The 13,623-nt window shown below is 30.5% G+C and carries 6 protein-coding genes and 1 pseudogene; 6 read left to right on the forward strand and 1 reads right to left on the reverse strand.

The window, feature by feature from the left end:
• Window positions 1–26: 26 nt before the first annotated feature.
• The gene (locus tag KQI16_RS06320; RefSeq protein WP_216432837.1) at window positions 27–1,100 is read right to left on the reverse strand and encodes a PQQ-dependent sugar dehydrogenase; all 1,074 of its coding nucleotides are present in this window, start codon (window positions 1,098–1,100) and stop codon (window positions 27–29) included.
• A 201-nt stretch (window positions 1,101–1,301) separates the two neighbouring features.
• Here KQI16_RS06320 and KQI16_RS06325 point away from each other — a divergent pair, with 201 nt between their 5' ends.
• From KQI16_RS06325 to KQI16_RS06350, 6 genes and pseudogenes are all read left to right on the forward strand, one after another.
• Window positions 1,302–1,826 (forward strand): cache domain-containing protein, encoded by a 525-nt coding sequence (locus tag KQI16_RS06325; protein ID WP_216432838.1) that lies wholly within the window; start codon window positions 1,302–1,304, stop codon window positions 1,824–1,826.
• Window positions 1,827–1,837: 11 nt separating this feature from the next.
• Window positions 1,838–2,377: pseudogene (locus KQI16_RS06330) on the forward strand (methyl-accepting chemotaxis protein); the annotation flags it as partial.
• 121 nt (window positions 2,378–2,498) lie between these two features.
• A complete protein-coding gene (locus tag KQI16_RS06335) occupies window positions 2,499–3,350 on the forward strand; it encodes a nucleotidyltransferase domain-containing protein (protein ID WP_216432840.1) in 852 nt (283 codons plus the stop codon).
• A gap of 37 nt (window positions 3,351–3,387) precedes the next feature.
• Window positions 3,388–3,918, forward strand: a complete 531-nt coding sequence (locus KQI16_RS06340; protein ID WP_216432841.1) for a GNAT family N-acetyltransferase — start codon at window positions 3,388–3,390, stop codon at window positions 3,916–3,918.
• A gap of 460 nt (window positions 3,919–4,378) precedes the next feature.
• A complete protein-coding gene (locus KQI16_RS06345; protein WP_216432842.1) occupies window positions 4,379–12,853 on the forward strand; it encodes a GH36-type glycosyl hydrolase domain-containing protein in 8,475 nt (2,824 codons plus the stop codon).
• A gap of 281 nt (window positions 12,854–13,134) precedes the next feature.
• Window positions 13,135–13,521, forward strand: coding sequence for a cupin domain-containing protein (locus tag KQI16_RS06350; RefSeq protein WP_216432843.1), 387 nt, complete (start codon window positions 13,135–13,137; stop codon window positions 13,519–13,521).
• Window positions 13,522–13,623 lie beyond the last annotated feature (102 nt).

Genomic DNA, 13,623 nt, shown 5'->3' on the forward strand with positions numbered 1-13,623 from the left:
TTTTATTTATATGCTCCTTTATATTTTCATTCTATAGGGACAAGTTTTATAATCTTATCATCATCTGGCCTTGGATTTCCCCTGCCATCCCTATTGCTTGTTGTTATATAAATTGAACCATCTTTTGCTTCATAAACCTCTCTAATACGTCCAAATTCATTAGGAAAAAAGGTTTCTAAACTTTCTACACTAGTTCCATCTTCATTAAAGGTGAATAAAAGCAATTGTTGTCCACGTAAATTTCCAACCAGAAGCTTTCCTGCCCAAGGGCCTTTAGTTATAAAGGTCATGCCAGAAGGGGCAAAGGTTAAATCTCCGCTATCAAAAATTGGTCTTTCATAATTAAAGCCAGGAATTGTTTCATTTCCTTGAGCTATAGGCCAGCCATAATTTCTGCCTGCTTTTATTATGTTGATTTCATCATGGCCACTTTCGCCATGCTCTGATGCGTACAGAATATTTTCGGAATTCCATGCTAAACCTTGAGGGTTTCTATGACCAAAGCTATAAACTGGAGAGTTAGGGAAGGGATTATCTTCTGGGATGCTTCCGTCTAAATTTAATCTTAATATTTTACCTGCTAAAATTGAAGGATCCTGGGCATAGCTGTAATTATTAGCATCTCCAACTGTAATGTATAGTTTTCCATCTGGACCTATTTTTATTCTTCCTCCAAGATGTATTCTTCCTGAAGGAATCCTGTCAATAATGATATTGTCTAAGGATAAAATATTATTTCTTTCTATCATTCTTACTACCCTGCTATAAACATTAGAACCAGATGGATAGGTGTGCATAACATAAACATAATGGTTTTCTTCAAAATTTGGGTCTAGGGCAATTCCAAAAAGCCCTGCTTCTGCTTCTGTAAAAATAGGAGTAATAGTTGCAGCTGCCTGACTGTCCATTTTTCCATTTTGAATGACCCTTATTCTTCCAACTCTTTCAGTTACAAATATTCTTCCATTATCACTTTCAGCTATTGCCCAAGGAACATTTAAATTTTCGGCAACAACTTCAACTCTATAAGGAATCTGCCGTGAATAGCTTTTTCGTCCATAAATAATATTGCATAAGGTCCTATAAACAAATCTTCTCATTATATCCTCCAAGTTTAAATAAGTACTAATAAAAAATTAAATTCTATTAGTTGTCTTATTTTTATGCTATTCAAAAACTATTTTAAAAGTTACTAAGGAAAAAGATTTATAAAAATTGCATGAATAAGTATTTTATTACTAAAAAATATTTCGATAATATTATTGAATTGAAAATTCTTCCTATATAAATGGGGGAGTAAAATGAGGAAAAAAGAAAAAATGAAAGTACAGAAGAAAAAATCAAAAAAGATTATACCAATTAAATTTAAAATGATTGGCGTCTTTATTCCTGTATTATTATTTTCTCTTTTTATATTAGGTTATATTAGTTTTTCAACCTCAGAGAAAATAATAAGTGATGAACTTGATAAAAATATGACTAATCTTCTAAAGGAAGAAAAGCAGGAAATTCAAATAATTCTCCAAAAGCATCAAAAAATAGCTGAAAGCTTAAGTGAAATTGTGAAGGCCTCTACAGAAGAATTAAATGAAGATTTTTATAAAAACGTATTGTTAGGCTTGATATCAAGAAATGATGAAACCTTTGGAGGAGGAATTTGGTTCGAGCCTTATAAATATAAAAAAGATGTAGAAAACTTTGCAGCTTTTGCTTTTAAATCTAATGGCGCCATTATATATACTGATGAATATGCTAATAATGATTTTAGGGACAAAGAATGGTATAAGCTTGCTAAAAACAGCAACAAAAATATAATATTGGAGTAATGGCTGATACTATAGCCGCTATTTCAGAGCAGACAAATTTACTTGCTTTAAATGCAGCTATTGAAGCAGCAAGAGCAGGAGAACATGGAAAAGGCTTCTCTGTAGTTGCAGAGGAAGTAAGAAAACTTGCAGAGGAATCTTCTAAAGCAGTGTCAGAAATACAAAAAACTATAGAGTTAGTAAAAGAGGTATTTAATAAAAGTATTAATACAGGAAATGATATAATAAGTTTTATGAAAGAGGATATAAGAAAAAATTATTATGAATATGAGGAAACAGGAAGTCAATATTATAAGGATTCAGATTTTGTAAGTAATATGACAGAAGAAATAGCAGCTATGTCAGAAGAGGTTACAGCTACAGTTGGTCAGGTATCTCAGGCTATGCAGAAGATTGCAGAATCAGTTCAAGAAGATACAGAAAAGGCTAATTCTATAAAAGTAAGTATTAATGAAACAACAATGGCAATAGAAGAAGTTGCTCAAGCTGCTCAAAATCAGGCAGAGCTTGCAGAAAAGTTAATGAAAATGGTAGATAAATTTAAATTATAAACTAAGCAGCGGGTTTTATGCTCGCGGCTTAATTATTTAGAAAGTAATTTACACATTTGTACAAAAGTTTCCAAGAGTATGGTATTATATAATAAGGATTAGATGAGTAAAGGGTGATGATATGGGAATAGAAAATATTTTAAATAGGGTTGCAGAAGAAATAGAAAATATTCCTGGAGTTGTGGGAGTAGTTTTAGGGGGATCAAGAGCAAGAGGAAATAATAATGAGACTTCTGATATAGATATTGGAATATATTATGATGAGACTTTAGGCTTTAGCACAGAGGAACTTTCAAAGGCTGCCACAAAATTAGATGATGAACATAGGGAAAATTTAGTCAGCCCAATTGGAGGATGGGGACCTTGGATAAATGCAGGGGGATGGCTTGTTATTGATGGATATCATGTAGATTTTATTCTTCGTGATATATATAGAGTTGAAAAGGAGATTAATGATTGTATAGAAGGCAAGATTACAACTAATTATCAAACTGGACATCCTCATGGATATTTAAATGTAATGTATATGGGAGAAATTTCCGTGTGCAATATATTATCTGATAAGTATAAAAAATTAAGAGAGTTAAAAAATAAAACTAGGCCTTATCCAAAAAGATTAAAGGATGCAATGGTAAATTACTTTATGTTTGAAGCCTGCTTTTCATTAATACATGCAGAAAGTAACGTAGATAAGGATGATATTTCCCTTGTGGCAGGGCATATATTTAGAAGTGTATCCTGCTTAAACCAATTACTTTTCTCTGTTAATGAAGAATACTGTATTAACGAAAAAAAGGCTGTAAAAATGGTGAATAATTTTGAGATTAAGCCAGAAAATTATAAGGAAAGAATTGATAAAATCTTTTCATTAATATCTTCAAATCCTGAAGATACAAGAAAAGCAGTAGATCTGCTTAAGGAGATTATAGATGAAGTAGATACAGACCCTAGAATAGAGTATTTACTTCATTAATAATATAAGTTTAGAAGATTGGATGGAGAATAATAAAATGGATATAATAATTAGACAAGAACGAGAAGAAGATTATAAAAAAACGGAATATGTTGTAGAAGAGGCTTTTAAAGCTGCTGAATACACTGATCATACAGAACAGTTTTTGGTTGCTAAATTAAGAAATAGCTGTGCATTTGTGCCTGAACTTTCCCTTGTAGCAGAACATGAGGGAGAAATAATTGGTCATATTATGTTAACTAAAGTTCTTATAAGAAACGATAATAAAGAAGTGGAATCTTTATCTCTGGCACCCCTTTCTGTTTTACCGGAATATCAAAAGGAAGGTGTAGGAAGCAAGCTTATAGAAGAAGCATTAAAAATTGCAAAGCAACTAGGATTTAAATCAGTTATAGTTCTTGGTCATGATCAATATTATCCTAAATTTGGATTTAAACCTGCAAAAAACTGGGGAATAATATCTCCTTTTGATGTAAGAGACGAATTCTTTATGGCATTAGAGCTTGAAGAAGGAAGCCTAAAGGATGTTTCAGGTTTAGTAATTTATCCAAGAGAATTTTTAGAATAAAATTGCAGAGCAGCTGATGAATTTTGAGAAGCAATATAATTAGTATGAAGTAAAAAAATCCCCTAGGGGATTTTTTTATTGTTAAAAGAAATGTTTTATTAATGGATTTATTTTAAATAATTTTGCTTTTTTGTACTATAAAATAAAGCTTTATTTTACTCTTTTCTTTATACTTATATATCTAAAATATAAGATAACAAGTGGGCCTATCATAGTTAATAGAAAATAAACTAAGGGTAACATGGTAAAGCGGGCAAGATCAAATATAAATATTGAAGCTGTTAAGTTTTACATATTTTTCAACCTCTATTTTAATATTAATGTATAACAGGCTAAAAGTACACTATAGTCTTTTTATTTTTTTCCTATAATACTTCTTAATTACTTCTTAATGCCAAAAAAGGTTTAAAAGTTATAAAAATTGAGAATAATAACTTTAGGCAATAGGAAGGAGTACATTATGAAGAAGAATAGGATAAACAATACAAGAAAAAATGTCTTAAAAGAGATAAACTATGCTTTTAAAGGTATTGTTCATAACTACAAATACCTTAATAAACTTCATAAGCAAGGGGAGGAGATAATACCTTCTGCAGAATGGATATTAGATAATATTTATCTTATAGAAAAGGAATATAAAACAATAAAATTTAATATGCCTATTGAGTACTTTAATAATATCCCAATAGAGCTTATAAATGATGTTGAATACCCAAGAATTTATATATTAGCAAAAGAATATGTTAATCAAAATAACAATAAAATAGATGAAAATGAGGCTATAAAATTTATTAATAAGGTAGAAGAGCCATTAACAATGGGAGAACTTTGGGCCTTCCCGTTAATGATAAGAGCAGTTTTAATAATTAATCTTGCAAAAATAATCAAGGAAATTGCAATTCTCCAGAGAAAAAGAACTGGAGCTAAAGAGCTGGCAACTAAGGTTATAGATTATTACAACAGAGGAAAAATTGATCTGCTATTAAAGAAGCTTGAAGAAAAATATCCAAAAGAAAGTACAGGAAATATACAACTAAATATAGAAAATGAATATATTGCCGAAGATGAGAGTCTATACGATAAAAAATTCTCTTCAGAGTTTATGGATAAATTCTTAAGCATATTAAGGGATAATTTCATTGATGATGAGAGAATATATAGATTTGCTTTAGACAGACTTCAATTAAAGGATATTTCAGATCTAGATAATGAAGTTAAGAAGGATCAAATGCATGAAGTTAATGCAGCAACAGATATAGGCATAACAATCAATTCCTTAAGAAGCATGGATGCAATAAACTGGAAGAGATTTTTTAATGAAACTTCTCCGGTAGAGAAAATTTTAGAAGAGGATATATCAAATACATATAAATACATGGATTTTCAAACTAAGGACTATTACAGGCATCAAATAGAAAAGATTTCAAAGAAAACAAATATTAGAGAAGTAGATATTGCTAAAAAGGCATTAGAGCTCTCTAAGGAAAATACAGATAATGCAGAAGAATATAAAAAGCATATAGGTTATTACATAGTAGATGATGGACTAAAGGAACTATTAAAGAGCTTTAATGTAAATAAAAAGATAGATAAGACTATATCCCAAGGATTATTCTTATCTACAATCATCTTTGGAACAATTTTATTAGATCTTTTAATCTTATTAGTTAGTTATCTTGTTCCTTTAGATTTTACAAAGGGGCAATACATATTTGCCTTTATTGCGATGCTTGTTCCATGTAGTGAAGTGATAATATCCTTATTTTATTGGCTGATACCAAAAATAATTCCAGTTTCCCATGTTCCAAAACTTGATTTTTCAAAGGGAATTCCTGAGGAGGCTAAGACTATTGTAGTAATACCTGCTATCTTTTCTTCAGCAAAGGAAATAGAAAAGCTGGCAGAAAGGCTTGAAATATATTATTTAGGAAATAAAGATAAAAATATATATTTTGCTATACTTGGAGATTTAAAAGACAGCAAATATGAAGAAGAAGTTGTTGACAGTGAAATCAATAACAAGGGACTAGAATTAATTGAAAAGTTAAATGAAAAATACTGCAAGAATAGTGAAGAAAAAATCTTCTATTTCCTTAATAGAAAAAGACTTTATAACAAGTCTGAAAGAGCTTTTATTGGTTATGAAAGAAAAAGAGGAAAGATTATGGAATTTATAGCCTTAATTAAAGGCTATGAAAACACAAGCTACAATGTAATCAGCAGCAGTATAGAAAATTTAAGGGACATAAAGTATTTAATAACCCTAGATGCAGATACTTTTTTGCCTTTAGAAGCTGCTAAAAAGCTTATAGGGGCTATGAGTCATCCTTTAAATAAGCCTTATATAGAAAATTCTAAAGTAAAAAGAGGCTATTCAATAATGCAGCCTAAAGTTACTGTAGATTTAGAAGAAAAACATAAAACCTACTTTGCTAAAATTTTTGCTGGTGATTCAGGAATAGATGCTTATTCAACAGCTTCCTCTGATGTATATCAAGATATCTTTAAAGAAGGTATATTTACAGGAAAGGGAATTATAGAAATAGAAAGCTTCTATAATCTTTTAAAATATGAAATACCTGAAAATAAAGTACTGTCCCATGACTTATTAGAGGGAGTTTTAACAAGATGTGCCTTAGTAACAGATGTTGAATTTATTGACAGTTATCCACTAAGTTATATGGCTAGTGCTCTTAGACTTCATAGATGGGTAAGAGGAGACTGGCAGATATTTAGATGGATCTTTTCAAAAAAGCTATCTTTAATATCAAAGTGGAAGATCATAGATAATCTAAGAAGAAGTTTATTGTCACCGGCTTTAATAATTGCATTATTAGCATCTTTGTCAATATTAAAGGGTGCAGTACAAATAGCTCTTCTTGTATTTTTAGTTTTAATATTACCTGTATTATTTACAATAACAGATTTTGTTGTAACGCCTAAAAATAAGTTGAATGGCGTTTTTAAGAGTTTAAAGCAAATAATTTTAATAGCAAGTTTTACTCCTTCTCAAGGATATTTAATGACCGATGCCATAATTAGAAGTATTTATAGGATGCTAATTTCTAAAAAGAAACTTTTAGAATGGAAGACAGCAGCGAGAGTCGAAAAGTCAGTAAAAAATACATACTCTTGGTACTATATGAAAATGGCAGCTAATCCAATATTAGCAGCAGTTTTATTTATCTTATGCTTTAACAATTCAAGAGAGCTTTTATTATTTATGCTTCCTTTAATAATACTTTGGCTGGCTGCACCAGCTTTAGCTTGTTATATATCAAAAGAAAAAGTATATATTAAGGAAAGGCTAGAAATAGAAGATGAAGAATTCTTAAGGGAAAATGCAAGAAGAATCTGGGCATACTATGAGGATTTTGTTAATGAAGAAAATAATTATTTAGCTCCAGACAATTATCAAGAAAAGCCTTATAAGGGTGTTGCCTATAGAACTTCTCCAACCAACATAGGTATGGGCCTTATTTCTAATATAGCTGCTTATGACTTTGGCTATATTTCTATGGGAGAAGTAATATATAGGCTGGAAGTTATATTAGATAACATGAAGGACTTAGAAAAATATAAGGGTCATTTATTAAACTGGTATGATACAAAAACAAAGAAACCTTTATGGCCAAGATATGTATCAACAGTAGATAGCGGTAATCTTTTAGGTTATCTGTGGATAATTAAGGAAACAATAAATAAATTTAAAGATGCTCCAATAGTAAGAGAAAGGGAAATAACTGCTCTTTTAGAAACTTACAATTTAATAAGAATAGATGATAAAAAAGAATTAGAAAATAATATATCCGATAATATCAATTTAAGAGAATATAGGCAGATTTTAAGGGAAGAATTAGGAAGAATAGAGCCTTTAGCTGCAGAAGGTAAGAAAGAATATTATTGGATTAAAAAGCTAAAAAAGGAATTAGAAAAGAAGTTAGATTTTTACGACTATATCTTTACTAATGTTGAAGAATTATTAGATGAAAGATTTAGCAGTTTTAGAGCGCCTTCTTTAAATGAAATAATTGCAAATTTAGAAGAAATAAAGCTCTCTTTAAATGAAGAATTACAAATTTCATTAGATAAGGATATAAATAAATTAATAGACTTCAGAGATAGGATAGATAAGCTTTCTGAAGATATAGATAAAATAATTAAGGAAATGAAATTTGATTTTCTTTACGATCAGGGAAGGGATTTATTTGCTATTGGCTATAACTTAGAAGAGCAGTCCTTAGGAAATTCCTACTATGACCTTATGGCTTCTGAAGCTAGAATAGTTTCCATTTTAGCCATTGCTAAGGGGGAAGTTCCAAGAAAGCATTGGTATAAGCTAAGCAGGAATATGACAAAGGTTTATAATCAAAAGGCTTTAGCTTCTTGGAGCGGTACAATGTTTGAGTACTTTATGCCATACCAAATTCTAAAGAATTATAGAAATACAATTTGGGACTTAACCTATAGGTCTGTTATAAATGCTCAAAAATATTATGGAGAAAATAAAAATGTTCCTTGGGGAATATCTGAATCAGGCTATTATGATACAGATATAAATCAAAATTATCAATATAAGGCCTTTGGTGTTCCTGGCATTGGATTAAAGAGAGGTTTAGAGGAAAATCTTGTAATTTCTCCATATTCTACAATGATGGCCCTACCTTATGATGCTTTAGGAGCAATAGAAAACTTAAGAAAGCTTCATAATGAGGGGTATTATGGAAGATATGGTTTTATTGAAGCAATTGATTATAGTGAAGGTGAAAAGGGAGAAGAATTAATAGGAAAGGAAGTAAGGTCCTATATGGTTCACCATTTAGGAATGTCCTTACTTGCTTTAGATAATGTAATAAATGATGATATTTTAAAAGAAAGATTCCACAGCATCCCAGAGATAAAGGCAGTAGAAGTTCTTCTTAAAGAAAAGGTTCCAGAAAATATAACTTTCACAAGGGAAACAGGAACTTACAATAATGAAAAATTAAATATAGAAAAAGAAGATTTTATTCCTAGAATATTTAGAGGATATAATAGGGAAAATCCTGAAGTATTACTTTTATCAAATGGTTCCTATTCTATTATGATTAATAATTCAGGAAGTGGTTACTCCAAAAGAGATAACTTAACAGTTTATAGATGGAAGGGAGATAGTACTTCTGATGCTTCCGGAATGCTCTTTTATATTAAAGATTTAGATAATGATAAATATTGGAGCCCATCCTATGAGCCTTGTAAGGAAATAGGTAATGACTATTCTGTAGAATTTACAGTAGATAAGGCTAAATTTACAAGAAAAGATGAAGATATAGAGACAAATTATGAAGTATCTTTAGCTTCAGATGATGATGTAGAAATAAGAAAAATATCCTTAAAAAATAATGGTACAGAGGAAAAAAATTTAGAGTTAACAAGCTATTTAGAGGTAACCCTTCAAAGTTTTGAGGCGGATGTGGTTCATCCAGCTTTCTCTAACTTATTTATTAGTACAGACTATAATGAAGAACTTAAAGCTTTAATTGGAAATAGAAGAAAGAGAAGCGAAAAGGAAAAAACTCATTATATATTCCATACCATAGAAGCCGAAGAAGAAATAGATGAATTAACTTATGAAACTTCAAGGCTTAACTTTATTGGAAGAAATAAGACCTTAAAAGCTCCAAGGGCAATGGATGCTAATAATGTCTTAGAAAATACAGTAGGTATAGTTCTGGATCCAATAATGAGCTTAAGATGCAAAATAAAATTAAAGCCAAAAGAAGAAAAAAGCATTTACTATTTAACAGGAGTATCTGATTCTAAAGAGGAGCTGTTAAATTTAATTAGGAAATATAAAAATATATCAGCTATTGAAAAGGCAGTTAATTGCTATAACTATAAGAATGTATTAGAGTTAAAGCATATTGGAATAAGATCAGCTCAGGCCAATATTTATCAAAGCTTTGCCTCTCACATTCTATATTTAAACAGCAAACGTAAAAATAGAGAGGAATATATTAAAAATATCAACAAAAGCCAGGAAGACTTATGGCCATATGGAATATCAGGAGATTTACCAATTATATTCCTAGAGATTTATAAGGAAAAAGATATAGACTTACTAAGACAAGTAATTAATATGCATTACTATTTTAAAATTAAGGGGCTTAAATGTGATTTAGTAGTCTACAATCATGAGGAGTTATCCTATGAAGAACCATTGCAAAAGAATATTGTATCAACAATAAATAATTCCTTAGAAAGAGATAATTTAAATAAAAATGGTGGAGTATTCCTTCATAATAAGGCAACAATGCCGATGGAAATAAGAGATTTTCTAATTGGTATATCAAATTTATATATTAATTCAAAAGATGGAAGCTTAGTAAAGCAATTAAAATCAGAAGATAATTATAAAATAGAAGAAGACCTATCTCACTTAGAAAGAATGAGAGATAACATAAGGAAATCTAATTACTATAGAAAGCTTGCCTTAGAGCAAGAAATAACTGATGTTACTGTTAAGAAGAAAGAAAATAATCATGGAAACAATAATTACTTAGAAGAAAATAATTTAAAATTAGATTTCTTTAATGGTTATGGAGGTTTTAATAGAGAAAATAACAGTTATGTAATTAAGCTTAAAAACTATGAAAGTACTCCAGCTCCATGGATAAATGTTATCTCTAATGATAAATTTGGCTTCCATATATCAGAAGTTGGTTCTTCCTATAACTGGTGTGAAAATAGCAGGGAGAATAAAATAACTCCTTGGTCAAATGATTGGGTAATAGATCCGGCAAGTGAAGCCCTTTATATAAGAGATAAAGACTTAGATGAAGCCTTTACAATAACTCCAATGCCAATTAGAGATAGCGGTGAATATATAATTGAACACGGCTTTGGTTATTCAAGCTTTAGTCATAGTGCTTATGATATAAAGGGAGAAATGATTGTTTTCTCACCTTTAAATGAAAAACTAAAGTTATGTAAGGTTAAATTAAAAAATCTAGCAGATAAAGATAGGGAGCTGTCAGTAACTTATTATGCTCAGCTTGTTTTAGGAGTTTATAATTATCAAAGCTCTAAATATATAACAACTGAAATAAGGGATAATTATATACTTGGAAGAAACCCATATAGCAAATATTTTGGTAAGTTAAAAGCTTACTTATCCATAAATGGCTTAAAAGATCAAAGTTTTACTGGAGATAGAAAAGCCTTTATAGGTATAGGAGGAGATATAGAATATCCAGTAGGAGTGTATGAAGATAAATTAAATAATAAGGCAGGAAGTATTTATGACCCTTGTTTATCTTCTAAGATTGACTTAAAGCTAAAAGCTAAGGATGAAATAGAATTTGTAGTAATCTTTGGTCAAGAAGAAGAAGATAGAGTAATAGAAGAAAAAATCGAAAAATATAGCAGCATAGAACAAGTTAAAGAAGAAATTCGAAAGGTGAAAGATTACTGGGCAAATTTCCTGGGAAATATACAAGTAAAGACACCAGATTTATCTATGGATTATATGCTTAATGGCTGGCTTTTATATCAAACTCTTGCTTGTAGATACCTGGCTAGAACAGCCTTCTATCAATCAGGAGGAGCTTATGGCTTTAGGGATCAGCTTCAAGATTCCTTAGCCTTAGGTATAGTTGATCCTAAAATAACAAGAGATCAAATAATAAGAAGTGCTTCAAGACAGTATGTAGAAGGAGATGTTCAGCACTGGTGGCATCCTATAATTAATTCAGGTATAAGAACAAAGTTCTCAGACGACTTATTATGGATGCCTTATGTAACAGCACAATACATTAAAACAACAGGAGATTACAGTATTTTAGAGGAAAAGGCAAATTATCTTGAAGATGAACCTTTAAAAGCAGGAGAAGATGAAAGATATACAATAGTTCCTTCTTCAAATATAGAAGGTACTATTTATGAACATTGCCTAAAGGCCATAGATAAAGCTCTTAAATTTGGTCCTAATAATATCCCTCTTATGGGAAGTGGAGACTGGAATGATGGAATGAGTACAGTTGGTAATAAGGGATCAGGAGAAAGTGTATGGCTTGGCTGGTTCTTGTATTCAATCTTAGACAGCTTTAAGGAAATATGCGATTATAAGAAGGATAGAAACAAGGCTGAGGAATATGAAAAATTCCAAAAGTTTATTAAAGAAAATATAGAAGAAAATGCTTGGGATGGAAATTGGTATAGAAGAGCTTACTTTGATAATGGAGAGCCATTAGGTTCAAAGGAAAATCCTGAATGTAAAATAGATTCTATAGCTCAAAGCTGGTCTATAATATCAAAGGCTGCTAATCCAGAAAGACAAATAGAAGCCATGAATTCAGTAGATAAATACTTAGTGGATAAGGATAATGGCTTAATTAAGCTTTTGGCACCGCCTTTTGATAGTTCCCATTTAGAACCAGGATATATAAAGGGCTATGTTCCAGGAGTTAGGGAAAATGGAGGTCAATATACCCATGCTGCAATTTGGGTAATTCTAGCCTTAACAAAACTAGGTCTTGGAGATAAGGCAGTAAATTACTATAATATGATAAATCCAATTAATCATTCTAGAAGCGAAAGAGATGCAAGACGCTATAAGTTAGAGCCTTATGTTATAGCTGCAGATGTATATGTTAAAGAACCTCACGGCGGAAGAGGAGGCTGGAGCTGGTATACAGGTTCCTCTGGCTGGATGTACAGCGTAGGTATAAAGAACATTTTAGGCTTAAAAACAATAGGCGGAAAATACTATAAAATAGAACCTTGTATCCCAATAGACTGGAAGGAATATGAGATAAAGATAAAGAATGATAAAGAAGAATATAATATCAAGGTAGTACGAGGGGAAAATAAGGGAACAAGAATAAATGGAAAATTAGCAAAAGATAGCTTAATTCCTAAGAATAAAGGAAAGCTTGAAGTGGAAATAACTATTTAGTGTGGAGTTAGGAGTGTGGAGTGTGAAACAGTTAGGAGTTAGTAGTTAGTAGTGCTGAGTTAGGAGTTAGGAGTGTGGAGTTAGGAGTTAGGAGTGTGGAGTTAGGAGTTTGGAGTTTGGGGAAATGTTTAGTTTCGAGTGATTACATTTAAAAATTAAAAGGTTAAAATTAATGGTGTTCATTAATTTTAACCTTTATTTTTAAAAGATATTATATTGAATAAATATTAATTAATTATCAAATAATAAAACAAGAAATCATAGTAGGAGGAGGCCATATTTTGGATATTAATATAAATCTTTTAGAAACTTCCATAGAACAGTACAATGAAATGGTGGTTACTAAAATTCCTGTATTTAAGGGCCAAGATTTGGAATGTAATGTTCTTTTCTTTAATCCCGGACAGTATACAAAAACTCATAAGCTAAAAAATGATGAAAAGATAATAGTTGTTTTAAAGGGGAATGGCAGGATAAAAATTGAAGAGGAAGAGTTTGATATTAGTTCTGGAAGTACTGTATATATTAAAAAAGGTCAAAATCATCAAATTACTAATGGAAAGAAGTCAAGAATGACAATAGCAGAAATTAATAAGTTAAACCCAGAAATAACATATATGCATAATACTATAAAAAAGGTTGATATGGAAAAATCGAGTAGGAGCTGAATAATTATTTTATTCAGCGTCCTCTCACACCACCGTGCGTACCGTTCGGTACACGGCGGTTCAATAGAAATTAATGTACAAATGAATAAATTTCAGATATTG

Origin of the sequence: Caproiciproducens sp. MSJ-32 (assembly GCF_018918055.1) — a bacterium.
GTDB lineage: Bacteria > Bacillota > Clostridia > Clostridiales > Clostridiaceae > Clostridium.